The 25309-nt window shown below is 40.4% G+C and carries 30 protein-coding genes; 22 read left to right on the top strand and 8 right to left on the bottom strand.

The genetic code is table 11. From position 1 onward, the window contains the following. Positions 1-188: 188 nt before the first annotated feature. From AC1XUO_RS27835 to AC1XUO_RS27820, 4 genes are all read left to right on the top strand, one after another. Positions 189-917, top strand: coding sequence for a ferritin-like domain-containing protein (locus AC1XUO_RS27835; protein ID WP_483333114.1), 729 nt, complete (start codon positions 189-191; stop codon positions 915-917). Between the two features lie 30 nt (positions 918-947). Beyond that, on the top strand, positions 948-1733 hold the full coding sequence (locus tag AC1XUO_RS27830; protein ID WP_483333113.1) for a ferritin-like domain-containing protein: 786 nt from the start codon (positions 948-950) through the stop codon (positions 1731-1733). A 242-nt stretch (positions 1734-1975) separates the two neighbouring features. Continuing rightward, positions 1976-3208, top strand: coding sequence for a sulfite oxidase (locus AC1XUO_RS27825; protein ID WP_483333112.1), 1233 nt, complete (start codon positions 1976-1978; stop codon positions 3206-3208). A 24-nt stretch (positions 3209-3232) separates the two neighbouring features. Further along, complete coding sequence (locus tag AC1XUO_RS27820; protein ID WP_483333111.1) at positions 3233-3661, top strand: hypothetical protein; 429 nt, start codon at positions 3233-3235, stop codon at positions 3659-3661. Between the two features lie 136 nt (positions 3662-3797). Here the strand turns inward: AC1XUO_RS27820 and AC1XUO_RS27815 are convergent, their stop codons facing one another. Continuing rightward, complete coding sequence (locus tag AC1XUO_RS27815) at positions 3798-4049, bottom strand: Uma2 family endonuclease (RefSeq protein ID WP_483333110.1); 252 nt, start codon at positions 4047-4049, stop codon at positions 3798-3800. After that, positions 4036-4251, bottom strand: coding sequence for a Uma2 family endonuclease (locus tag AC1XUO_RS27810; protein ID WP_483333109.1), 216 nt, complete (start codon positions 4249-4251; stop codon positions 4036-4038). Before AC1XUO_RS27810 ends, AC1XUO_RS27815 begins: the two co-directional genes overlap by 14 nt. Before the next feature lie 101 nt (positions 4252-4352). Here AC1XUO_RS27810 and AC1XUO_RS27805 point away from each other — a divergent pair, with 101 nt between their 5' ends. The 11 genes from AC1XUO_RS27805 (at position 4353) to cysM (ending at position 14591) form a co-directional block, all read left to right on the top strand. Next, a complete protein-coding gene (locus AC1XUO_RS27805; RefSeq protein ID WP_483333108.1) occupies positions 4353-4907 on the top strand; it encodes a thermonuclease family protein in 555 nt (184 codons plus the stop codon). Between the two features lie 27 nt (positions 4908-4934). Continuing rightward, entirely contained in the window at positions 4935-5552 is a 618-nt protein-coding gene (locus tag AC1XUO_RS27800; RefSeq protein WP_483333107.1) for a hypothetical protein, read from the top strand. 99 nt (positions 5553-5651) lie between these two features. Continuing rightward, the gene (locus AC1XUO_RS27795; RefSeq protein WP_483333106.1) at positions 5652-6794 is read left to right on the top strand and encodes a hypothetical protein; all 1143 of its coding nucleotides are present in this window, start codon (positions 5652-5654) and stop codon (positions 6792-6794) included. 40 nt (positions 6795-6834) lie between these two features. After that, on the top strand, positions 6835-8214 hold the full coding sequence (locus AC1XUO_RS27790; RefSeq protein ID WP_483333105.1) for a hypothetical protein: 1380 nt from the start codon (positions 6835-6837) through the stop codon (positions 8212-8214). 41 nt (positions 8215-8255) lie between these two features. Beyond that, positions 8256-8765, top strand: a complete 510-nt coding sequence (locus tag AC1XUO_RS27785; RefSeq protein ID WP_483333104.1) for a GNAT family N-acetyltransferase — start codon at positions 8256-8258, stop codon at positions 8763-8765. Between the two features lie 146 nt (positions 8766-8911). After that, entirely contained in the window at positions 8912-10621 is a 1710-nt protein-coding gene (locus tag AC1XUO_RS27780; RefSeq protein ID WP_483333103.1) for an AMP-binding protein, read from the top strand. A gap of 118 nt (positions 10622-10739) precedes the next feature. Beyond that, positions 10740-10985: a hypothetical protein gene (locus tag AC1XUO_RS27775; protein ID WP_483333102.1), complete on the top strand. Its 246-nt coding sequence runs from the start codon at positions 10740-10742 to the stop codon at positions 10983-10985. Beyond that, the gene (locus AC1XUO_RS27770) at positions 10967-11344 is read left to right on the top strand and encodes a type II toxin-antitoxin system VapC family toxin (protein WP_483333101.1); all 378 of its coding nucleotides are present in this window, start codon (positions 10967-10969) and stop codon (positions 11342-11344) included. The genes AC1XUO_RS27775 and AC1XUO_RS27770 overlap by 19 nt, the downstream gene beginning before the upstream one ends. A 164-nt stretch (positions 11345-11508) precedes the next feature. Beyond that, positions 11509-12240: an alpha/beta fold hydrolase gene (locus AC1XUO_RS27765; protein ID WP_483333100.1), complete on the top strand. Its 732-nt coding sequence runs from the start codon at positions 11509-11511 to the stop codon at positions 12238-12240. Positions 12241-12326: 86 nt separating this feature from the next. Next, positions 12327-13547: an alpha/beta hydrolase family protein gene (locus AC1XUO_RS27760; protein ID WP_483333099.1), complete on the top strand. Its 1221-nt coding sequence runs from the start codon at positions 12327-12329 to the stop codon at positions 13545-13547. A gap of 171 nt (positions 13548-13718) precedes the next feature. Further along, a complete protein-coding gene (cysM, locus tag AC1XUO_RS27755) occupies positions 13719-14591 on the top strand; it encodes a cysteine synthase CysM (protein WP_483333098.1) in 873 nt (290 codons plus the stop codon). A gap of 117 nt (positions 14592-14708) precedes the next feature. Here the strand turns inward: cysM and AC1XUO_RS27750 are convergent, their stop codons facing one another. Continuing rightward, entirely contained in the window at positions 14709-15128 is a 420-nt protein-coding gene (locus AC1XUO_RS27750; RefSeq protein WP_483333097.1) for a cytochrome B, read from the bottom strand. Positions 15129-15283: 155 nt separating this feature from the next. Here AC1XUO_RS27750 and AC1XUO_RS27745 point away from each other — a divergent pair, with 155 nt between their 5' ends. From AC1XUO_RS27745 to AC1XUO_RS27735, 3 genes are all read left to right on the top strand, one after another. Continuing rightward, positions 15284-15586, top strand: coding sequence for a DUF4286 family protein (locus tag AC1XUO_RS27745; protein WP_235150451.1), 303 nt, complete (start codon positions 15284-15286; stop codon positions 15584-15586). A 229-nt stretch (positions 15587-15815) separates the two neighbouring features. After that, positions 15816-16193 carry an HPF/RaiA family ribosome-associated protein gene (locus AC1XUO_RS27740; protein WP_483333096.1) on the top strand — a complete coding sequence of 126 codons (378 nt, stop codon included), beginning with the start codon at positions 15816-15818 and terminating at the stop codon, positions 16191-16193. A gap of 130 nt (positions 16194-16323) precedes the next feature. Next, positions 16324-16737 carry a MaoC family dehydratase gene (locus AC1XUO_RS27735; protein ID WP_483333095.1) on the top strand — a complete coding sequence of 138 codons (414 nt, stop codon included), beginning with the start codon at positions 16324-16326 and terminating at the stop codon, positions 16735-16737. 54 nt (positions 16738-16791) lie between these two features. On the opposite strand, the gene AC1XUO_RS27730 is transcribed toward AC1XUO_RS27735, so the two are convergent. Then, positions 16792-16971 (bottom strand): histone H1, encoded by a 180-nt coding sequence (locus AC1XUO_RS27730; RefSeq protein WP_194123229.1) that lies wholly within the window; start codon positions 16969-16971, stop codon positions 16792-16794. A 255-nt stretch (positions 16972-17226) separates the two neighbouring features. Continuing rightward, on the bottom strand, positions 17227-18498 hold the full coding sequence (locus AC1XUO_RS27725) for an aminotransferase class I/II-fold pyridoxal phosphate-dependent enzyme (protein WP_483333094.1): 1272 nt from the start codon (positions 18496-18498) through the stop codon (positions 17227-17229). Between the two features lie 186 nt (positions 18499-18684). Here AC1XUO_RS27725 and accC point away from each other — a divergent pair, with 186 nt between their 5' ends. From accC to AC1XUO_RS27710, 3 genes are all read left to right on the top strand, one after another. Further along, complete coding sequence (gene accC / locus AC1XUO_RS27720; protein WP_483333093.1) at positions 18685-20190, top strand: acetyl-CoA carboxylase biotin carboxylase subunit; 1506 nt, start codon at positions 18685-18687, stop codon at positions 20188-20190. Positions 20191-20456: 266 nt separating this feature from the next. After that, complete coding sequence (queA, locus tag AC1XUO_RS27715) at positions 20457-21506, top strand: tRNA preQ1(34) S-adenosylmethionine ribosyltransferase-isomerase QueA (RefSeq protein ID WP_483333092.1); 1050 nt, start codon at positions 20457-20459, stop codon at positions 21504-21506. Positions 21507-21606: 100 nt separating this feature from the next. After that, entirely contained in the window at positions 21607-22281 is a 675-nt protein-coding gene (locus AC1XUO_RS27710; protein WP_483333091.1) for a 2-C-methyl-D-erythritol 4-phosphate cytidylyltransferase, read from the top strand. A gap of 13 nt (positions 22282-22294) precedes the next feature. Here AC1XUO_RS27710 and AC1XUO_RS27705 read toward each other — a convergent pair whose 3' ends face one another. Continuing rightward, the gene (locus AC1XUO_RS27705; RefSeq protein ID WP_483333090.1) at positions 22295-23110 is read right to left on the bottom strand and encodes a tetratricopeptide repeat protein; all 816 of its coding nucleotides are present in this window, start codon (positions 23108-23110) and stop codon (positions 22295-22297) included. Next, positions 23082-23567: a hypothetical protein gene (locus tag AC1XUO_RS27700; protein WP_483333089.1), complete on the bottom strand. Its 486-nt coding sequence runs from the start codon at positions 23565-23567 to the stop codon at positions 23082-23084. The genes AC1XUO_RS27705 and AC1XUO_RS27700 overlap by 29 nt, the downstream gene beginning before the upstream one ends. 397 nt (positions 23568-23964) lie before the next feature. On the opposite strand from AC1XUO_RS27700, the gene AC1XUO_RS27695 reads away from it, so the two are divergent. Then, a complete protein-coding gene (locus AC1XUO_RS27695; RefSeq protein ID WP_483333088.1) occupies positions 23965-24759 on the top strand; it encodes a class I SAM-dependent methyltransferase in 795 nt (264 codons plus the stop codon). 162 nt (positions 24760-24921) lie between these two features. Here the strand turns inward: AC1XUO_RS27695 and AC1XUO_RS27690 are convergent. After that, on the bottom strand, positions 24922-25309 hold a 388-nt coding region (locus tag AC1XUO_RS27690), incomplete at its 5' end, for a hypothetical protein (protein WP_483333087.1).

The raw sequence follows: 25309 nt of genomic DNA, 5'->3' as shown, positions 1-25309 counted from the left end.
ATTGCCCGGAGATTAACTTTCCGGGCAATTTGTATTTTGATGTTACCAAATGAAACAACACTAACAAGAAAAATAACAAATAATTCATACGTTTTTTACCATGTATCGATCTAAAGCATTTTTTCAGGCGTAGGTTTTCCAAATACTCTTTTCGATGGACGGAAAGAAAATCGTAACCTTTAATTGCTATGATCAATAACAACATCACACAGAAAGATTCCGAAACCAAGAAAGGTGACGGATCCGTTTTGAACAGACGACTATTCTTACGTTCAGCTGGTATTGCAACAGCGGTGGGAACACTAGCTATCGGCGCATGTAAAGATGATGACGATGATATGATAACTCCTCCAATGGGGACAGTTGACCTTGGAAGCGGAGACGTGGGGATTTTGAATTACGCTTATGCGCTGGAGCAACTTGAAGCTGCGTTTTACGAGCAGGTTGTGAAAACTCCATATACAGGAATTACAGCTGCTGAAACTACAATTCTTACAGACATTCGTGATCACGAGGTGATCCACAGAGATTTCTTCAAAGCAGCTCTTACAGCCGCTGCGCCAACGCAGATCATTCCATCTCTTGAAGTTGATTTTTCTTCAATCGACTTCTCTAACCGCGCACAGGTTCTCGGTGCTGCCAAACTTTTTGAAGATACCGGAGTTGCAGCCTACAACGGTGCAGGTAAATTTATAAAAGACGCGACATACCTGACATTAGCCGGGAAAATTGTATCGGTTGAAGCGCGTCATGCCGCAGCAATCAGCGATTTATTAACGCCAAAAACGGCTGATTTCGCAAGCGACACGCAGATTGACTCAAATGGTTTGGATAAGGCGACGGCTTCTGCTACAATTCTTGCAGCAGTTCAGCCTTATGTTAAAACAAAGATCAGCGGCGCTAATCTACCTAAATAATTTCCCAACAGACTTCAACTTTTGACCAATATGGACATTTTCAAAATAGTAGACGAAATTCAAAAAATAGATGGTGATGCAGTGGGCCGTTTGGAACATGCAACCCGCCGTCATTTTATGAGCAAAATAGGAAGTAAACTGGCTGCAGCAGCAGTGCCGACAGTTTTTGCATCTATCGTTAACAAGGCTTATGCACAGTCAGCAGGTGCTATTGATATCCTGAACTTTGCCCTTACGCTGGAATACCTGGAAGATGATTTCTATCAGCAAGCGAATGGAACGGCAAATCTGATTCCTGCAAGTGATAAGACGATTTTTACACAAATCGGAAAACACGAAACGCAGCACGTAGCATTTTTGAAAGGCGCGCTTGGAGCAAAAGCCGTTGCTAAACCAACTTTCGATTTTACAGGTAAAGGTGCTTTTGCTTCGGTATTCTCTGACTATAACACATTCCTGACTGTTTCTCACGCATTGGAGGATACAGGGGTTAGAGCTTACAAAGGACAGGCTGGTGGTTTGATGGCTGACCCTGCTCTTTTGGAATATGCTTTGCAAGTTCACTCTGTTGAAGCTAGACATGCTTCAATCGTTCGTAAGTTACTTGGTGCTGCAACAGGTAATGTTGCTATTAAGTCATGGATTACGGGCAGTGAAGGAACTCCTGCTGCTGTATATGCGGGTGATGATAATAGAATGCAAGGCGGAGTAGATTTAACTGGTCTTGCAGGAAAATCAAATGCTGCAATCTCAGAAGCATTTGATGAGCCACTTACAAAAGAACAGGTACTTGCCATTGCAGGTTTGTTCTTATAAAAATTTTAAGGTAACGGAATGAATATCGAATAACCCACCCTGTTGAACATATACATACACTTTTAGTGCAAGTGAAGTTCAAAGTCAGTGTTACACGCTATAATTTATGAAATGCATAAAAGGTTATCCATAATAGGGTAACCTTTTTATCGTAAATTCAGTAAGTTTGAACTTTTGACAGCTTTGATCATAAGGTTTCCTGGACAAAGCCGTTATAATTGTAATTAAGCTGAACCCATCGTATGAAGTATCTCTTTGACAGACGCGGTTTCCTGAAAAAATCAAGTCTCGCCGCAATCGTTGCCTCTCTTGGAAGCGAGGTTGTTTTTGCCAAAAATCTACCCCCAAATTATATACCAATCGGTTTCGGAGAAAAAGATGCACTGAAGGGCAAAAATACAAACCTCATCGTTCAGGGTGATCGACCATGGAATGTTGAGACTCCGCTAGATTTGTTAGATGACCGTATTACCCCTGTTGACAAAATGTTCATCCGTAATAACGGTTTGATCCCGGAGACTATCGACATCAAAACCTGGACTCTGAACATTGACGGTGAATCCGTAAAAGCGCCTAAAACGTATACGCTGGAAGAACTGAAAAAAAAATTCAAGCACTATACCTACCAACTTACACTTGAATGTGGAGGAAATGGTCGCTCAGGATATTTCCCTGCTGCCTCGGGTAATCAATGGGGACAAGGTGCTGTGCACTGTTCTGAATGGACGGGCGTTAGACTAAAAGACGTTCTTGCTGACGTGGGTGTTAAAAGCGACGCTGTTTATATCGGATATCACGGAAAGGATCTGCATTTAAGCAAAGATCCAAAAAAAGAAGCCATTTCAAGAGGTGTCCCTATTGCAAAAGCAATGGAAGACGAAACACTCATTGCATGGCAGCTGAACGGAAAAGATATACCCGAATTTCACGGATTTCCTTTGAGGCTGGTGATCGGTGGCTGGCCAGCTTCCGTTTCCGGAAAATGGTTAAGTGGCATTTCGGTTCGTAATAAAGTGCACGATGGAGCAAAAATGGAAGGCCATAGTTACAGAATGCCCAAAAGCCCTGTTGCGCCAGGCACCGAAATTCCAACAACTGATGAATACTATAGAATCATCGAATCCATGCCGGTGAAATCGATGATCACTTTTCCAAAAACAGGAGCATCGATTACTTCAAATGAAACCCTTCCTCTGCGCGGACATGCGTGGGCAGGCGATTTTTCGGTAAAAAAAGTAGAGGTTTCCATTGACTTCGGAGCGACCTGGCAGGATTGCAAACTGGAAGCACCAGCGAACCGGCTTGCCTGGCAACACTGGAATACAAATATCAAATTTCCTGTGAAAGGTTATTATGAAGTATGGGTTCGTGCGACAGATGAGAAAGGCGTTGCACAACCGATGGTCATTCCGGCATGGAACCCGGGAGGGTATTTGAACAATGCCTGCGAAAGAATTGCAGTTAAAGTAGGATAATACGGTCCGGAAAATAATATACAAATGAGAATCAAAGCAACACTCATCGTTTTTCTGGGACTGGGAATTTTATTCAGTTCATTTCGTCAGGAAACAAAAAGTAAAAATGGGATTTCCTCTTATGAACTTCCGTCAATTCATGCAACCACATTGTTGTCTGACACAACAAAACTGGATAAGGAAACCGGACTTGTAGTGGATGAAAATCTATACATGGTGAAGGCGCAATGCACAGGCTGCCATTCCACAAAGCTGATCAGTGCTAATCATTTCACCCGCGATGGCTGGAAACAAAAAATCCGATGGATGCAGGCAAACCATAATCTTTGGGATTTAGGAGAAACCGAAAAACAGGTACTGGATTATCTGGAAAAAAATTATCCTCCGCAGCAAATGGTTTCGCGCCGCACGCCGTTGAAAGATATTAAATGGTATGATTTGAAATTAAAGTAATTTATTCTGCAAAGATATCACCTACCAACATTTCGAAACCTGGCAGCACAGAGGAAGTTATTATTTCTTCCTCTATAAAAGGTTTCAGACCAATGTATTTGCCCTCATCATTCAGGATGTAAACAAGTACTAAGTGTTAAGTAGAATTTACCAGCCAATATTCCTTGACGCCGTTTTCTTCGTATACCTCAAACTTTTCCTTCATTTCCATCTTGGAATTTCCAGGTGAAAGAATTTCAATAATAAGGTCCGGCGCGCCAATACAGCCCCGATCATCCAATATTTCCAGATCACAAATCACACAAATATCAGGCTGTACTACCGTATAAACCTGAGTTGGGCTCACTTTCCTTTTCAACGGAGATAATCTGACATCAAATGGTGCCATAATATGCCTTACAGGTCGTCCGCTGTAAAAAGTTATATACTGCAACACCCAGTTTAAAAGAAATATCCTGGTGACGTCTGGCAGGAGCAGGCGACATTTTGAATATTTTCCCTTTAATTATTTCCAAACGCTCTTCAAATGTCCATTGAAGGTAATCTGCGTAGGTATAAGTACCATCCATGTCAAGCTCGTCAAAGGTCATAGGCTGATGGAATAATTTGTTTATTCAAAGATAAACAAAACTCAACAAGTCTCTGGCAGCGAAGTATTCCTTACCTTTGCAGTCCAAACTTTTTAGTATCAATGCGCGTGCCAATTTTCAAAATTTCAAGTTACAGAGTATTAGTTCATTATCTTATTGTGTTTTCCCTATTGCCAGGATTGCTGTCTTTGAAGCAAAAAGAACAACCTGTTGATAAGAATAAAGGAATTGTTAAATCCAGCACTTTACCCAGTCCACTGAAAGCAGAAGTGATCGGTATTCAGGATGGAGATACCATTGAAATGAAATTTATTTTTGATGGCAAAAAGGCTGGTTTACGCCAGGGAAAGGCTGTCAGAATTCGCTTTTTGCATATTAATTCGCCGGAACGCGGAAAGCCATTTTATAAAGTTGCCAAGCAGTATACTTCTGAAAAATGTTTTCATAAAATTGTTACCATAAAACATAACGGTGAATTTGACAGATACGGAAGACTTTTAGGTGAAGTAATTTTACCTAATGGCTCCGTGCTTAACAAGGAACTGGTTCAGCGAGGTCTGGCGATCCATTTCAAAAAATATTCTTCAAGTCAGGAATATGCTAATCTTGAAATTAACGCACAAAAGAAAAAGCTGGGAATATGGAGTATTCAGTAATTTCAGATTAGCATAGTGATACAAACGATGAATTCAGCTGCACTTTTCCAGATCTTATATCAGCATGACGTACTTTTTCAAGTGCCGGGAGAGATTATTACAGCGTCCGAAATACAGGAAGATCCCCATGAAATTATCAATAAATCTGAACCAACTAATCCAAATATTGAACCTCCAACACTGAAACAAACAGTTTCAATTCCTGTTTCAACTGATACAGAAGAAGCGGTTCAACAACCAAAACCAGCTATCCCCCAAACCCAGTTCCCTGTTTTAAATCATAAAGTCCTCATACTGATTGATGAACCAAAACAACACGAAATGCTTGTGTCGGAGGCTTTATTTTTGGATAATGTTTTGAAAGCTGTCGGACATTCTTCGGAAAATTCTGATATACTTAATTTCAGTTTTCTTTCAGGACCGGATGCAAGAAGTGTTCTCTCGGAGAAGCGCATCAATTATTTCATCACGTTTGGAGTTCCCTTGATAAAACTGCATCTCGACCTTCTGCTCCCGCCTTATACCCCAAAACAAGTGGAAGGAATATGGTTTTTACTCACCGACCCACTTCCAGTCATAGAAGCAGATCGTGATTTAAAGAAAAAACTCTGGACTGCATTGAAACAAATGTTCCCAAAACCCTAGTTTCTAGTCCTTTACGACACTAAATCACCGGTCATCACAATAATATTGGACACTTGCCAGTTTTGATGGATACTTGCGGACTAAAACCATGAAAAACTTATGGGAAAATTCACTGAACGTATCTCCAACTGGTTCCGTTCTTCCGACAACGACCAAGAAATTTTTTACGACACCAATCCAGAATCAACAATAGAAGCTCCCTCCGGCTTCAAAGACACCATGCCCCAAAATACACAGAATTTACCTGTTCCATACCCGACAGGAGTTAACAATAATTTCACTCAGCCTGAGAAAAATCCTGGCTTGCCAGTCAAAAGCGATGTAGCGATTCCATATTGGTTGCAAGACGAAGATACCCTTCGTGACGAAGGCGTTCTTTTTGGATTATCAGAATCCGATCCAACGGAAAAAACGGATATCATCCATAAATACTTTTCACACCTGGCAGCGGAACATTTGAGCAGCATCGAACAGCACAACGAACGCATCCAGGAACTGAATTTATTTCTTGGACAAAAGAATAATCGTTCCGAAGAGCTTAATGGAAAACTCAGAAATCTGGTAACTTCCGGCCCCAATGATGATCACCATTTGCCCCGCACACTCATTGGCCTGATGCTATCCATAGCGATGTGTACCGGCAACTTTTTTCTGATCAGAGAATCTCTGAAACCCACTTTTGCCGAAAGTTCATGGATCGCCCTGGGTATTTTCCTGGCTGGTATGTTCAGTTTGTTTGGCCGGATTTCAATATTTCACGATACCGAATCCCGCGTTTCCTGGCGTTCATTGCTAGAAGAAGTTGGTTTACCGTTTGCAGCAGCGCTATTTGTTTTTGCCAATGCTTTGCCTTTTCAAGGCGCCTGGCAGGCCATTGCACTTTTTGTGTTCGTGTTTTTCCTGTTTCTTTTTGCAGGAAAGTTGCTGCTGAGCAACGTAACTGTTTTAAGAAACGACCTGCTTGTTTTGTTCAACGGCAACCGTATTCGTAAAGAATTTGCTGAAAATTCGGAAAACTGGGAGAATGAAATTCAGATCTTAAAAGAAGAAATTGATGAATTACGCGTCAAAAAGTGGCAAGTTTTACGAGAACAAGGCCAGTCTGAAACAGAGCGAGACCGTATCTATGCAAGACGTGATATGTTGATCAAACTCTTTGAAAGCGAGTTTTTTCTGGCAAGACGTATGAAAAATCAGCTTAGCAAAAAACAATTACAGGAGATAAGAACAAGTGCGGAATAATTTTTGCGCATCACATCGAATGTTATAAAACTCAAATATTATGGACGAACAAAACAGCGACTATCAACACGGCTACGCAAGCGGCCTTGAAGGATTGGACCGCCAGGTTTATGAAGCGTATTTATCGAGTAATGTCAGCCACGACTGGGTACTGGATCGTCTGAATCAAAAGCGGACTGAACTTGATGCATTAAAAAATAAAAGGCAGGAAACTATACAGATTCATAAGCAATCGTATGACAAGCTTCAGGATCAGGTGATGGGTGTAAACCACAGCGCGAAAAAAATCAAAGATCTTGACACTTCCATCTGGAATATTGGCCAGGAGACGGAACAATTGCTGGATAAAAGGAAAGAATCAGCACCCTATTATTCGTTGGTAGCTGGCCTTATTTTTCTCGTTGCGGGTATTTCATTTATCGCCGGTGACCTTATTATTTCCCATGAGATTGTTGCTTATGCTCTGAATATTCGCAACCCAAACGAAGCATGGGCTTTCGCGATTGGTTTGGCCATGTTATCTGTTTTGTTAAAACCTGCCTACGACCGACTGATTGAGGAACCCTATCAAAAGGAAGGTACTGAGAAGGCCAAAAGTCGTTACGCAAAATTCAAATTGATCTTATCAGTTTTTGCGATCGTTACACTGATCATTCTGGGTTGGTTTCGTTATGAGGCATACCGAACCGACAAATTGAAAGAGGCGATTAATAAGTCAGTGAAAGGATTGCAATTGAATGCGGTTGACCCGATGACCGGTGCTCCGATTAACAGCCCGGAACTTACGAATAAAATAGAACAGGCACTTCGCAACTCCGATCAGTTAAATCTTGATTTAGTGAACAGTCCCTGGGCACTATTGTCTTTTGTCATGAGTGGAGTCCTTTTTGCAATTGCTGGTGCAGTCTCGCTCGGAATGGCATTGCCCGTATTGCAGGGTTTCTGGATGCGATGGTTACAGATTGATCCTAAACTATGGCGGTTAAGAAGACGTAAGAAAAAAATAGAAAAGCAATTAGACGAGCTGCAGGTAACCTTAACCCAACAACTTGCTCAGAAAAATATTCTGGAAAACGATATTGCGGTATTGCCTACCTGGGAGGAATTAAAACAGGAAGAAGTGGATATCCGCACTGAAATCGAAAATCTGGAAGAAGAAAGGAAACTTGCCCTTACCGATAGTCGGATCCAGTCTTTCGGAGACGGGTATGCCCACGGACAAGTTACCCGTGATATCATGACGGAAGAGGAATATGAACATTGGAGAAACGGACATATGACGGTATCCAATCTTGCATTACGCGCAAAGTCGAATCCTTCTGACAGGGCAGTTACCCGTTCAAAAAGTTCAGGAATGCGTCCTCATCAGGCGCTACGGAAAGCAATCTCTGATAAATTCGATGAAGACAATTCATTGTGATTTTCGTAAATTCGGCTTTGATTTGACTATTTAACTCTAAAATGCTTCAAAGTCCCCGTTTAGATATTGTTCCGTGCGACGACACACTTTTTGATGCGATAAGAATGGGCAACAGTGTCCTTGGTCGTGTTATGGGCGTTAATGTTCCAAAAAAATGGACTGAATTCCGTGACACTTTTACGCCTTCTTACCATCGTTGGAAGGCACACCCACCTCTTCGTCTCTGGTGGGTTTATTTAATTATATACAAACCTGACAACATACTTATAGGCTCCTGCGGGTATAAAGGCGAGCCGGATTCTAATGGAATGGTGGAAATCGGTTACGAAATTACGCCTTCCCATCGTGCAATGGGACTAGGTACTGAAACCGCCCGCGCACTTTTGGAACATGCGTTTACGCAAAGTGGCGTTTTAAAAGTAGTTGCGCACACACTGGCGGAAGAAAATGCTTCCGGACACATCCTGGAAAAGCTTGGTTTTGTGAGAACTGACGATGTGAAAGACCCTGACGAAGGTCCATTATGGCGCTGGGAAATTTCGAAGAGATAAACAATTTGTTGCTTTATATTACATTGTAGTATGTTTTTCGTTAGGATTACCAGGAAAATAAATTGGACAGATTCAATAATAATTTGTCTCAATTGTTTAACTTAAAATCCTGAAAGCGACATCATCAACTTTTTGCGATAGAACTCATGATTGCCATATCCAAAGAAACGTATCCCTGGTTGAAATTTTATACGCCGGGAGTGCCTTACGAAATAGATCCAGACGCCTACTCATCTCTGATCGAACTGCTGGAAACCGGTTTCAGACTATTTAAAGATAGGCCGGCATATGCAAACATGGGTAAAGAGCTCAGCTTCCGAAAGCTTGATGAGCATTCCAAAAATTTCGCTGCCTATCTGCAAAGTCTGGGTTTAAAGAAAGGTGACCGGATTGCTATCCAAATGCCCAATCTTTTGCAATATCCCGTAGCGATGTTCGGTGCATTACGAGCCGGACTGGTCGTTGTAAATACGAATCCGCTGTATACACCAAGGGAAATGCAACATCAGTTCAAAGATTCGGGTGTAAAAGCGATTGTGATTCTTGCCAATTTTGCTGCCCATTTGGAAAAAATTATTGATAACACAGAAATTGAACATGTTATCATCACGCAAATTGGTGATCTGCTCGGTTTCCCAAAAAAGGTTATTGTCAACACAGTGGTTAAATATGTCAAGAAAATGGTACCGGCTTATCATATTTCAAAAGCCGTTTCATTTTCCGAGGCACTTTCACTCGGGTCTGGCCTGAATTATCAAAAACCTGCTGTTTCCAATATTGACATTGCTTTTATCCAATACACTGGCGGAACTACGGGGGTTTCAAAAGGCGCTTTATTGACGCATCGTAATCTGATTGCAAATGTGGAAGCGAATAGTGCCTGGCTCAAACCGATCATGACGAATATGGAAGCTCCAATTTTTGTAGCTGCGCTTCCGTTGTACCACGTTTATGCCCTGACAGTTAATGCTTTGTCCGGCATCAAAATCGGAGCGATGAACGTTTTGATTACCAATCCGCGTGATATGAATGCATTTATTTCCGATCTGAAAAGCTATAAAATAAATGTCTTTACAGGCGTCAATACCATGTTTAACGGTTTGATGAACAATCCAAAATTCAGCGAGATTGATTTCAGTGCATTGAAAGCAACTTCTGCGGGAGGTATGGCATTGCAAAAAATTGTTGCCGAAAAATGGCTGGCTGCAACGGGATGCGCAGCAACGGAGGGTTATGGACTTTCTGAAACGTCACCTGTTTTGTCGTCCAATTTGCTCGTTGGTGAAAACCGTATCGGGACAATTGGTATTCCCTGGCCCAGCACCGCCATGCGGATTTTGCGGGAAGACGGCTCCTGGGCCAATCTTGGAGAAGTGGGTGAAATATGTGCAGCAGGCCCACAGGTTATGCTTGGATACTTTAACCGGCCGGATGAGACAGCACAAGTTATTTTTGAACAAGACGGAATGCGCTGGTTCAAGACCGGGGACTTAGGATATGAAGACGCTGACGGTTATTTCAAAATCGTGGACCGCAAAAAGGATATGATCCTGGTGTCCGGATTTAACGTTTATCCAAACGAACTGGAAGACGTTGTGGCACAATGCCCGGGAGTTTTGGAAGTCGCCTGTGTCGGGATTCCTGACGATAAATCCGGGGAACTTGTCAAACTTTTTATCGTCAAAAAAGACCCTGAACTCACCGAGGAGCAGGTGAAAGCATACTGCAAAGAAAATCTTACACCTTATAAATGTCCAAAGAAAATCGAGTTCCGGACAGAGTTACCAAAAACAAACGTAGGTAAAATTTTGCGTAGAGCTTTGCGGGAGGAAGAAATGGCGAAGCTGAACAAATAGAAGTTACAAATATCAACCTTTAGATCTACAGGCAGATTTAATTAATTAGAGAAATTCTGTAAATTGCTTTACATGTCAACCTTTTTGGCATTTTGAAGCTCACTGATAAATATTCAGCATGGTACAAACAGTAATTACTCCGCAAAAGACGAGTTTTGATATGTCAGTTTCATTGCCAGCAGATTACGTTGGTAAGGAAGTCCATGTACTTTTTTTCTTAGATGAAGAAGTGAAGACCACTACTGCATCAATTAGTCCAAAGAAGAAACCCTCAGACTTTTTTGGTACCCTGAGTGTGGAGGATGCAAATAAGCTACATCACTATATTACTCAAAGTCGGAATGAATGGGAGAGAAATTCATAATTGATACTAATGTCCTGATCGATGCTCAAACAAAAAGGTTTCCTGAGACGGGCTTAAATTTTCTAGCCAGCATAATTAATGAAGATTTCATTGTTTCTTTTATTACCTATATCGAATTTCTAGGATACAAGGAAGCAACCCAGGCAACAAAGGACTTTATTTGTCTCGCAAAAGTTATTGAAGTTAATAAACTGATTATCGAAAACTGTATTTTGCTTCGAACAGCACAAAATATCAAACTTCCTGATGCAATAATTGCAGCTACTGCCCTCTCTTTGAATTATACTTTGATCACCAATAATGATAAGGATTTTAGTAAAATATCAAATTTGAAGACAATCAATCTTTACAGATTATAAAACAGACTACTTATTGATTGATTCATAATTTTAATTGGCTTTCGACTCTTTTCCAACATTAAGTATCCATTAATTTACAATGAATTCCTGCTCAAAGGCTAATTTTACTCTCGGTTTATGTATATTTAACCAAAGAATAACTCAACCTTATAGAGTAACTTGCTATGAATCTACACAGAAAAACACTTGTATTACTGCACGGCCATGGCGTTGATGATGCAATTTGGGACAATATTGATGCTTCGATAAATGAATATTACACGGTCATAAGACCAAATATTTCCCTCTTCACTTTTTGTCATACAGTTGAAGAATATGCTGATGAATTACATCGCCTTCTCACCAACGCAGTGATTGAGAAATGTACACTGATCGGTCATTCCATGGGAGGTTATATTGCGCTGGCCTTTGCTGAAAAATATCCTGAAATGCTCGAAGGTTTTGGACTGTTTCATTCTACTGCTTACGCCGACGACGAATCTAAAAAACATCAGCGCAACCAGACAATTGATCTGCTCCGGAACTACGGAACAGAAATGTTTTTAAAAAATACGGCTGCTAATTTATACGGAGACAGATTTAAAGAACTTAATCCGAACAAGATTAAAGAGCATATCGAACGTTATGGAAAACTTCCAGCCGAAGCATTGATCACCGGGATTAATGCGATGCGTGAACGACCTGATCGTACAGCAGTTTTAGCTGCGATGCCTTTCCCTGTTTTATTCATTATCGGTATGCAGGATAAACTTATTCCTTTTGAAAGTTGCATAAGCCTTTCGGATTATCCGAAACAGAGTTATCCATTTATTTTGGCTGAGGCTGGTCACATGGGCATGGTGGAGAGGCCCGATGCATCTGCCCGTATGATAAGTTGGTATATGGATAAAATATAATTTTCAGAAATTCAGATTATCTTTATCAAAAACAAGTCAGTGTTCGTTATCTCAGACAGACCACTGACTTGTTTCCTTATCACGTTATGCAAAAAACTATTACAACATTTCTGTTTCGGAAAAGCTGGGCGCTTTTAATCTGGAGCTTACTTCTTTTTACCGCTTGCAGCGACAATGATAATCCTGTTGACCCAACGCCGGTAGCGGAAAATAAATATTTAAAAGAGAGTGCATTTTTAAAAGACTTGTCAAAAGAGGAAATTACGAAAGAAGTTGCCACCACGAGTCCTCTATTAGTATCTTATGTCAAGAACCCGGTGAAGGTTTATAAGATTACCTACAAAACTACGAATACAGACGGAGCTGAAATTACAGCATCAGGGGCGGTAATCATGCCGGTGTCAGACCAGCCACTTTCAATGATCAGTGTGCAGCATGGAACGATAACATCGGATGCCGGCGCACCATCCAATTTTCAACCGGGCTCAGAAGCTGCTTCATTTGGAACATTGTTTGCTTCGCTGGGCTACATTATTGTTTATCCTGATTACATCGGGTATGGGGCATCTAAAGATCTTCCTCATCCGTATGAACACCGTGCAAGCCTGGCTTCTTCTACGCTTGATATGCTGCGGGCGGCAAAAGAATTAATTAAAGGGCAAACAGCTGTTAAATGGAATGATAAACTTTATCTGGCAGGTTACTCTGAAGGTGGCTATGCTACCATGTCTTTACAGAAAAAAATTGAAGAAGAGGCATCGTCAGAATTTAATCTGAAAGCATCAAGTTGCGGAGCTGGCGCATACGACAAAACTGCTTTTATGAAATACGTTGTAAACAGCTCAACAAACAGTGTTGCGTCCTATAATTCTCTTTATTTATGGGTATTACTGACTTACGATCGCATTTATAAACTGAACCAGCCGACGACTTATTATTTTAAGGAACCATTTGCTGCACAAATAGCTCAGCTCGGAATTCAAAACCCGATCAATGTTAGTTTTAATACCATACTAACAGATTCATTTAAAAAGGCTTTGAATGATGGAACGGATACAGGTTTTATTAAGGCAATAAATGATAACGATGTATACAACTGGAAGCCAAAAACGCCTACCCGCCTATATCACGGTGACGCCGATCCATTGGTATTTTACTTCAATTCAGTCAATGCTTTTAACGCCATGAAAAAACTTGGCGCAGCTGATGTAGAGCTTATAACAATCCCTGGTGGGACACATTCGTCATCGATTACAACTTTTCTAGCCGGAACCTTACTTTTCTTCCAGGATTCCAGATATCAGTAAAATATTACCTTTTCAATCAATTTGTTCTTTCAAAGGAATATGGTTGTTTCGAAAACTTCTTATTTCTCTCTTTTACAAAAACGGTTCGAAATGAACCGGAACCTGGCTATGCGATGTTGCTTGTTTATAAAATGACATTATAAATTCACATCACATTTTATAATTTACTGCATGTCCGCACTTCTTGATTTAGTAGGCAATACCCCATTGGTGGAATTAAACCGTATTAATCCGAATCCAAACGTTAAACTTTACGGTAAACTTGAAGGCAATAATCCAGGAGGCAGTGTCAAAGACCGCGCTGCTTACAGTATGATAAAAGGAGCTTTGGATCGTGGTGAAATTAAGCCCGACACCAAGTTAATTGAGGCAACAAGTGGTAATACGGGCATTGCACTGGCGATGATCGCCAGATTGTTTGCCATTGAAATAGAACTGGTAATGCCGAAAAATTCAACCAGGGAGCGGGTTTTGACTATGGAAGCTTTCGGCGCAAAAGTGACATTAATTGACACGATGGAAGAATCCCGCGACTATGCAGAAGAAAAAGCAAAAAATGGTGATTTTTTTATGCTGAACCAGTTTGCAAATCCTGATAATTGGAAGGCACATTACAATACAACGGGCCCTGAAATATTCCGCGATACCAATAAAGAAGTAACTCATTTTGTTTCTTCTATGGGTACAACGGGTACTATCATGGGCGTTTCCCGCTATTTAAAAGAACAGAATGAAAATATCCGGATTGTAGGATGCCAGCCAACAGATGGTTCGAGTATCCCTGGAATCCGTAAATGGCCAGAAGAATATCTTCCAAAAATATTTGATAAAAATCGTGTCGACCGGGTGATTGAAGTTACTCAGGAAGACGCTACATTCATGACGCGGCGCCTGGCAAAAGAAGAAGCAATTTTTGCAGGAATGAGTAGTGGAGGTGCCGCCTGGGCTGCCGTTAAACTGGCAAAAGAACTTGAATCCGGAACAATCGTATTTATAATCTGCGATCGCGGCGACCGGTATCTTTCGAGCGATTTGTTCGGGTAAGTAATCAGCCGTCGGCAATTAGCTTTCGGCTTTGAAGTAGAGAGTTTTAAATTCTCAAAAACCAAGTTGGCTTTCAGCGGCCAATCAATAGCCGACCGCCGAAAGCCCATTGCCAGATCAGAACCAGGCTGCTCCCAGATTTCTGAAAGGCCAGGGAATAGCTGCCAAAATAATAATCAGCGCCATGGCATAAAAGTAAAGAATGGTGCGATGTTTGTCAGCTCCGGCTAACTTTTTCGAGCGAACGCGCCCAACTGTAATCAGCACAATAGCGATTACCATCATGAAAACGTGCTCGATCGTATAGAATCGGATGACCTTGTTACTGATCTCGCCAAAGTTCACCAGCGGGCTCATCGTATAAAGCACCAATCCAATCAACAATTGTGTATGTGTAGCAATCAGTGCAAATAAATAAACTTTGCTATCGCCTTGCTTGTTATTCTGCCAGTTTGAGTAAGCGACTATAACGGCTGCAATCAATAATCCTAGGACAACGTAACGTAAGCCCGAATGGGCACGTATAAGAGCGTTCATATTTAAAACGGGTTATGGTGAATCGTACGCCTGCAAAGGTAATTGCGAATTGAGCATATCACAACAATTGATGTAACTGAAATGATAATAGTTAACGATTAATTTTTAAAGCGCGATATTTACGCAAGTTTTTCAAATTGAAACAAAAATAAAGCATGATCCTTTTTAATATCACTGTGAATATCAGCCATGCCGCTGAAAAAGATTGGTTAAAATATATGAAGGAAGCCCATATTCCGGCCATTATGGCCACCGGGTTACCAGTTGAAACCAAGTTATTAAGGCTCCTTACGGAAATCGAAAACGAAGGTGCGACCTACACAAACCAGTTTATTTTCCGAACCATGGAAGATTTCATGGCCTACCAGACCGAGTTCCAGGCAGACTTGCAAGAACGGCATCATGAAAAATTCAACGGTCAATATGTTTCTTTCAGGACACTTTTGGAGGAAGCCTGAGAGGATCTTGCCAAATAATTGAACCGAAAAAGTTTTTAAACAAAACCTTAACATTCGCTTGACATTACGGTAATCTTTCTCTTTATTTAGTATACCGTAAGTCTTCGAAATCTTTTGGGAAGAAATGGCGGTTTGGAATTTGCAACGTGAGATGCGAGCCGCTTTAGTAACCAGAAGAATTTTCAAGGCCCGGTTGGAAGTAATGTTTTACCATAAAACTTAAGTGCTTATGAGACTGCAAATGCAAGCAATTCACTTCGACGCTGACCCAAAATTGTTGACATTTATTCAACAAAAAATGGATAAACTCGATACTTTTTACGATAAAATCACAAGCGGTGAAGTATTTCTTAAATTGGACAAGAGTGATAACGCCAAGTTACATACTAAACTTCTCGAAGTAAAAATATACGTCCCCGGTGGAACAATGTTTGTGCGGGAACAAGGGACAACGTTTGAAGAGGCGACGGATTTAGCGATTGATACCTTAAAAATGCAGGTAAAAAAGTTTAAAGATAAGCGGAACAAGGCAAGGGCTCCAAAAATAACGGATGGAGTTTTACAAGCGGACGAAGTGACCGCTATAACGGAGGACATAGAAGAATAAAATCATATAGGTAAAACAAAAGAAGGCTGCCATGAGGTAGCCTTCTTTTGTTTTAAAGCAATTACTAAACCGACTTGGACAGATCACTGAATTAACCGATTTTTGCCAAAAATATAAACGTAACTTATTTATGAATATTGAACCTGTTGTTAATGCCACCTTCGATCATCCTTTCCGATTTTCACAGGATCAGGTTGTACAATTTGCAGAGCTGACTGGCGATAATAACCCGCTTCACCTGGACGCGGAATATGCTGCAACGACAAGTTTTAAACGCCCGATCATCCATGGAATGCTGGGTGCAACAGTTTTCACAAAAGTTTTGGGAACTGAGTTTCCGGGATTTGGTTCGATCTATCTGAAGCAAACAGTGGAATTTTTAAGGCCCATGTTTGTAGATACAGAATACAAAGCTGTTTTTACAATTAAAACCATTGATCCGGTAAAACATATTGCTGAGATATCAACTGAAATTGTTGACAGCACTACAAAGAAAGTAGTGACAAGAGGTATGGCTACAATGATAAACCAGGAGAAATTCTAAACAAAAATAGCCCGATTAAAACCGGGCTTTTTTGTAAACCGGATAACCAGTTACTTATTCGCCTTCATTCTTTTTATTCTGTACTTCCGAACGGATTTCCTGAGCCAAAGTTTTTAGCTCTTGCATTCCTTTGCGCACACGCGTTCCGGCAGCCTGGTTCGCTTTATTGTAAAACTTATCGAAATCGCCTTCAAGCGACAGGATCAAATCTTTAACTTCATCAAATCTTGCCATGTTTTTGTTTGTTTTTAGTTAAAATGCCTCTAACACGCTAGAAACGCATGTTTTGCCCGAAATTTAACAATTAAAAGCATTACCGCAACCCTAAAAACAAAAAAAAACAATACAATAATCCAATTTAGCAACCAGTAACCATATAACTAATTAATTATCAATTAATTACGTTAAATAAATATTTTCCTGATTACCTATAAAAAAAGAGGACATTTCGCTAAAAACGTCCTCTTAACTCAATAGGCAATGATTTTGCTATTCGGCAACCTCCTGAACATCTTCAATCTGATAGACTCTGTTCTTCAACTTATCAGCAAGAGTTGTAAATGCTTCCAGCGTATATTCTACATCCTCCAACGTATGAGCTGCTGTTGGGATAATTCGTAACATAATCTGTCCCTTTGGAACGACCGGGTACACAACAATCGAACAGAAAACACCCATATTTTCGCGTAGATCACGAACCATTCGGGTTACTTCCGGAACTCCACCTTCGCTATGAAGAAAAACAGGTGTAACAGGTGATTGGGTTTCTCCGATATTAAACCCGCGGCTTCTCAGACCGTTTTGCATAGCCGCGACATTCTCCCATAATTTGGTACGAAGCTCAGGCATTGTTTTGATCATTTCAAGTCGTTTTCTGCATCCTTCCACGTAAGGCATGGGTAGTGCCTTTGCATACGTTTGAGAACGCATGTTGTATTTCAGATACATAATGATCTCAGGATCATCAGAAGCGATAAATGCGCCAATGGCCGCCATCGATTTCGCGAATGTAGAAAAGTAAAGATCTACTTCTTTTTGAACGCCAAACATTTCATGAACACCTGCACCCGTTTCACCCATTGTTCCGAATCCGTGCGCATCGTCAACCAACAGTCGGAACTCATATTTTTTCTTTAATTCAACGATGGATTTTAAGTCTCCCACTTTACCGGACATCCCGAAAACACCTTCCGTGATTACGAGGACACCACCGCCTTTTTCATTTGCCGCCTTTGTTGCGCGGATCAGGTTTTTTTCAAGGCTAGCCATATCATTATGGTTAAACTTGTAATACTGACCCATTTTTGCTTTGTGCAAACGAATCCCGTCGATCAGACATGCATGAGATTCAGCATCGTACACAATCACATCGCGGTGATCACAGATACACTCAATGGCCGACATCACGCCCTGGTATCCGTAATTCAGCAAAAACGCATCCTTTTTACCAACAAATTCAGCCAGCTCTTTTTCAAATACTTCATGCAGCGTTGAATTACCTGACATCATACGTGCACCCATCGGATAAGCTAATCCCCATTTCGCCGCAGCTTCAGCATCAACCTTACGCACTTCCGGATGATTCGCCAGACCCAAATAGTTATTAAGGCTCCAGTTTAAAACTTCACGCCCCATGAAACGCATTTTGGGACCCAGATCACCTTCCAACATTGGAAATGAAAAATAATGATGGCTGTTCAGCATTTTTGCCGGTGTTCCGATGGGGCCTGAGTTATTGTGCAGTTTCTCAAAAATATCCACTCTCTCTTTATTTATGTGGGTAACAACTTGTAATTTATGTTAGATAAATGCAAAAATAAAAAAAATTACAATACATTAAGTATAAACCTTATATTCAAGGAATTGTAAAATGTCGAAATATAAAATACTACTTTCATATTTTGTATTAATTTCATATAACTTCTTGCCTCATAGTGATCTGATTACATGTCTGAAATTAAAAAAATTCTGGTTGCCAATCGTGGCGAAATTGCCATGAGAATACTGCGTACAGCACGCGAGATGAATATTGCCACAGTCGCGATATTCAGCGAAGCCGATCGTAATGCGCCTCATGTCCGCTATGCAGACGAGGCAGTTTGTGTAGGTCCGGCTCCTTCAACTGAGTCCTATTTAAATACAAAAAAAATTTTAGAAGTTTGCCGCCAACTTAAGGTTGATGCTATTCATCCTGGTTACGGCTTTCTTTCGGAAAATGCTGACTTCGCGAGAAAAGTAAGAGAAGCTGATCTCATTTTTATTGGTCCCTCGCCAGAAGCTATTGAGATTATGGGTAGCAAATTGGCCGCAAAACAAGCCGCTTCACGCTACAATATCCCGATGGTACCCGGAAGTGCCAATGCTATCGATGACCGCAGCGAGGCAAAACGTATTGCCGCTGAAATTGGTTACCCGATTTTGATCAAGGCAAGCGCCGGCGGTGGAGGAAAAGGGATGCGTGTTGTTGAGTGTGAAACAGAATTTGACGAGCAAATGGACCGCGCTGTCAGTGAAGCAATTTCGTCTTTCGGTGATGGAGCTGTTTTTATTGAAAAATATATAACATCTCCCAAACACATCGAAATTCAGATACTTGGCGATCAGCATGGCAATATCATCCATTTATTTGAACGCGAATGCTCCATACAACGTCGACATCAGAAAGTGGTTGAAGAAGCTCCGTCAATTTCCATAACACCCGCCATACGTGAAGAAATGGGCCGTTGCGCGATTGATGTCGCCCGCTCCTGCGGATATTATGGAGCAGGAACGGTAGAATTTATTCTGGATGAAAATAAAAAATTTTATTTTCTGGAAATGAATACCCGATTGCAGGTTGAACATCCGGTTACCGAATTGATAACGGGTGTTGACCTGGTCAAGCAAATGATTTTTATTGCAGAAGGAAGGCAATTGACATTTAAACAAGAAGCATTGCAACTCAAAGGCCATTCCATTGAAGTAAGAGTTTATGCAGAGGATCCGGCAAATAATTTCTTACCCGATGTCGGCACGCTCCGAAGATATATCAGACCGCAAGGAAATGGCATAAGGGTCGATGATGGTTTTGAAGAAGGGATGGATATTCCGATCTATTACGATCCCATGCTGGCAAAACTGATCACTTATGGACAAAACCGTGAAGAAGCTATTCAAAAAATGATCAGAGCCATTGACGAATACCATATTTCAGGCGTTCAAACTACCTTATCATTTTGCCGGTTCGTGATGCAGCATGAAGAATTCACTTCCGGACGGTTTGATACTAATTTTGTTAATCGTTTTTTTCATCCGGAATGCCTCAATTCCACTCAAAACGAGCCTGAAAAAGAACTTGCGGCAATAGTCACTGCCTATTTGACGCACCAGAAAACTCCGAAAAAAGCCAGTCAAACGGAAGTGCAAACAGATTCTTTGTCTAAATGGAAGACACAACGCTCAAAGGGCTATTAAAAAATAAGATTTTACTGGGAATTCTTCTCGCAAATTCATACTTTTGCGGTCTTAATTTTTTGCTATGTAAAATATTAAGAACTTGCGGGAATACTTATCTAAAAATTAAGTATCCATTGAAAGATTTATCCTTTATAAGTTAAGAGATTATTGTCCAGTAAGATATAGTTAATTGAACGTTCAGTAGTTATCCTATTTTTGAATAAAATTTTCGACCGCCCCATTTTTGTCTCACGACTTATCGACTTTCACCGATTTAACAAGCTATGAAGCTATCCGAATTTAAATTTGATCTTCCTCAAAGCCTGATTGCACTTCATCCTTCCGACCGCGGCGAATCGCGCCTAATGGTTGTCAACCGCGCAACAGGAGAAATTGAACATAAAATGTTTCCCGACCTGATCAATTATTTTGGTGACGGAGATGTAATGGCAATCAATGATACAAAAGTTTTTCCCGCTCGTTTATATGGCCAGAAGGAAAAAACAGGAGCTAAGATTGAAGTATTCTTATTACGCGAACTTAACCGCGAAATGCGTCTTTGGGATGTACTTGTAGATCCAGCACGTAAAATCAGAGTTGGCAACAAATTATACTTTGGTGACAGTGACCTTGTTGCTGAGGTTATTGATAATACAACTTCACGTGGCCGTACAATCCGTTTTTTATATGACGGAGATAACGACGAGTTTATGAAACTTGTTGACCAGTTGGGAGAAACACCACTTCCTCCGGAAATCATTTCCCGTCGTAAAGTTGAAAGTGCTGACCGTGACCGTTTCCAAACTATTTTTGCTGAACATATCGGAGCAGTAGCAGCGCCGACTGCTGGTTTGCACTTTACAAAAGCAATGATGAAACGTCTTGAGATTAAAGGCGTTAATTTTGCTCCTGTTACTTTGCATGTTGGTTTGGGCACATTCCGTACAGTAGATGTCGAAGATCTGACAAAACATAAAACTGATTCTGAAAACTATCGTATTACCCAGGGTAGTGCGGATATTGTAAATGCAGCCTTGGATGGCAAAAAACGTGTTTGTGCTGTAGGTACAACATCGCTTAAAGCCATCGAATCATCAGTCTCAGCAAGTGGACACCTTAAAGCTGTTGAAGGATGGACAGATAAATTTGTTTTTCCACCTTACGATTTCAAAATTGCAAATGCCATGGTATCTAACTTTCAGCTACCTGAGTCAATTTTATTAATGTCAGCTTGTGCATTTGGAGGTTTTGATCTGGTTATGAAAGCTTACGAAATGGCGATCAAGGAAAAATATAAATTCTTCACTTACGGAGATGCGATGCTGATCATCTGATCCTGGCATCAATAGAATTATTCTTGTCATTTATTAACATCTGAGCTCAGCTTTGTGTTGATAAATGACATTTTTTTGAAATACCGAAACAGTTTTTTTTATGCAGGAATATGTGATTATCGTGGCAGGTGGCTCAGGAAGCCGGATGAAAAGTGATATCCCTAAACAGTTTATTCCTGTAAACGGATTACCCGTTCTGATGCATACACTTAAAGCATTTAGAAATTACTCTGATAAAGTAAAGATAATTCTTGTCCTTCCGGAGGGTCAATTTGATTATTGGAAACAACTTTGTTACACGTTTGCTTTCACCGAAATCTATTCACTTGTAGCTGGTGGCGAAACGAGATTTCATTCGGTAAAAAATGGTCTGGATAGTATCATAGCTGATGACGACGCCTTTGTGGCAGTCCATGACGGCGTGCGGCCTGTGATTAGTAAAGAGATAATTTTGCAAAGTTTTCAAAAAGCGGCTCAGTTTGGTACAGCTGTGGTTAGCGTGGCACTAAAAGATTCCATCAGGATTATTGAGAATTCTGAAAAAAATACGGCGATGGACCGCTCCGCTTTCCGGTTAATTCAAACCCCGCAAACTTTTCGAATTGACTGGATGAAAAAAGCATTTACTAATCCATACCAGTCAAAGTTTACAGACTGCGCCAGCGTTCTGGAATTTCAGGGTTACCCAATTCATTTGACAGAAGGCTCCTATGAAAACATAAAAATAACGACTCCGGAGGATTTGAAATGGGCTGAGATTTATCTAAAAAATTAAGTTTAGCTGCCATTCATTGCTGCTCTATCTCAACCAGGGAAATCTGTCGCGGATAGTTAACATATAACTCGTTATCCTCATTCATACTATATCCCTCATTAAAATATTCCTTTGCCTTTTTAAAATACAAATCCGAATCAGGGTTTCCAATCGTCTTTAAGAGTTGTCCCAAAAAATAATTAGCCTCTGGTAGTTGGGAATAATATTTAAGACATTCTTTTAGATTTCTTTCAGCTTCAAGAAAATCCTTCTTTTCAAATTGCACTATCCCCAAATAAAGCAAAGAGTTAAAATGGATGTCATTGTCCTTTCCCCGGGTCTTTTGTTGTTCAATATCCTTCATAAACATTTTCTCCGCTTCCTCCAAAGCTCCTGTTTCAAGATAAGCCAAGCCGCAAAAAAATGAATAAGTATGGTCCATCACGCTAGCATTGGGCACAAGTTGCTCCGCTAACTGGAAGTCAATCAAAGCCTTTTCATAATTTTTCGTAAAAATACAGTGCAGAAATCCACGATATGCGATCCATCTTCTCGGATCCAGCTCTACCGCTCTGTCTTCCAGTTCGAACGCTTTGGCGTAATCTCCGCTTTTCAAATAGGGGATAGCTTTCTCCTGATAAGCATCGGCAATGTTGGGACAAATGGCGATCAGGCTGTCCCAGTTTGCTTCCCAATCCGGATGATTGTATCCAAATTTCCAAGCTTTTGTCGAGTATACTTCCAAAAGGCTATCCTGAACAACTTTTGAGCTGCAATCTATTTTTTGCTGTGAATGACTTGTTGTCGGAACAAGCAAAAAGCTAAGGAATAATATTAACAATTTCCCCATTTTTTATTTTGAATGAAATGAAAGAGACGTAGTTGATATTTTTAAGATTTTCTACCTGAATATTTGTCTTCCACAGTCGCATTGTTTTTAGGAAGGAGTACAAGTCATTCACAAATTCTTTTTGAAAATGAAAAGGCTTATAGTTTTCATCTGTTTGCTGCACTAAAACACGGCTCATAATACCTTCACAATCAATAATAAATCGAAAAGTAACATAGCCGCTACCGGAATGTATCCGTTCTTTCGACTTCATGAACGCTCTGGATTCAGTCAATAAAAGCGAAGAAGAAACGGGATATTTGGCCTTTACCTGATAGTAAAATATTTGATATGGTGGCGCACACCCTGGGCTAAAAACCCGTGTGGTATCCATAAATTCTCCTTTTGAAGTAATATAATTTTGTCCAAAAAGACTTATGGATGACAGAAAAAAAGATAATGCAAAGGCAACTTTCATTTTCCACAGGATTAAGAGAATAGAAAGACTCGGGAAATCTGGTATAACAAAAAAATCGTCCGCTAAAATATGTGGTTTTAAGACGGTAACTTTACTATGGAAGTCACATTTATCGCAACATTCATCAAATGAATAAGTCAGATATTATACTAACCTTCGAACAAGATTAGTTTGATATCAGAAGGTTAAATACAATGTTTTTGCAAATCCGTTGCACCTCAGATTAGGTTGCTAAATTCTCAGTGTAATACTTTTCAATATCTCCTTATCTAAGTCAAAATGCTTAATATCATAAGCTGACTCAACCTAACGTAGAAATCAGAATAAATTTTACTTTTATATGAAATACGGGTAAATAATTGTACTTTAATCAGCCTATCATAAACCCAATCGTTGCATGGCAAATTTTTTGAACAATCTTAGGTTATACTTTGGCGTATGCCGCAGAGTTGGTTCCACCCTTACGGTCGGCATGTTGGACAAAAATCGAAGAAACAACCTTTTGGCCCTTTATAACCATTACGAAAATAAAGATAGCCAACAAGATATCACACCCGTTGATCCTTTTATACTTCCTAAAACCGATGTATTTGAATTGTTTGGAAATGACAATGCTCAATATGAGGGAGTTTATGAATGTGGTTTTGGACATACCACCGAATTTGAATTAAAAGTCATAAGTAACCTTGTCAAAAAATTCAATCCGCACAGTATTTTCGAAATCGGTACTTTCCAGGGGAGAACAACATTGAACATGGCTTTGAACATACAAGATAATGCTATCATCACAACTTTGGATTTGCCGAGTGAAGGATTGAGCTCAACTGCTATGGAAATTGAAGAGGGGGAAATAAGATATGTAAAAAAAGATGTATCGGGAGAAAGATTCATAGGGCATCCGATGGCAAAAAAAATTACGCAGGTTTTTGGAGATTCGGCTACTTATTCCTTCGCCAATTATCAGAATACAATTGATCTCGCTTTCATTGATGGATCACATGCCTATGAATATGTTTTAAATGATAGCAAGAAGATTTATTCAACTATGCGTCCGGGAGGACTTATTATTTGGCATGATTACACCAATTGGGAGGGTGTATGGACTGCTTTAAATGAGTTATATCTTTCAGATTCAAGATTTAAAAACATTGAGCACATAGGAGGAACTAGCATCGCAATTTTGAAAGTTTAGATTTGACGTTAAAAGAAATACAGTTCCATAGTAACTCCTTATGTCAAAAATAATAGAATGATCAAAAAAAGACCATTTTCTTTTTGAGAATGGTCTTTTTTGATCACAAAGTATGGTGAGAGATAAACATGCTTGTATCTCATTTTATCACTTTACAGAGTGTCATTGTAACTCTGATCTATAAAGTTTAGGAATCAGATAATAAGTTTTCTCTTCATAAAGTGAACAACCCAAAGGCCTATGCGGCGCAGTATCGCCGGCGGTTCTGCCCGGACTTGCGATTAACCTGGCGCGCGCAGCCTGGGAAGCGACGAATAACGCAAAAAAATCCCATCTCTTATGAAGACGGGATTTTTTTGATTGTAATGGTATTGTGGCGACTAGACTGCGCGCCCCGCCTACTTTACCAGGTCGGGCCGCGTAGGTTTGACCGCGTCGCGCTGACCCAAGTATTATCGGCGGTTCAGGTCGGGCTTTCGACCAAGCTGGCGCAGCATGGAAGAGGTCAACAACGCAAAAAAAGACCATCCTTTTGAGATGGTCTTTTTTG

The organism is Dyadobacter sp. HNCC25DJ186 (genome assembly GCF_056895235.1).
This window is presented reverse-complemented; position numbering and strand designations above follow the sequence as displayed.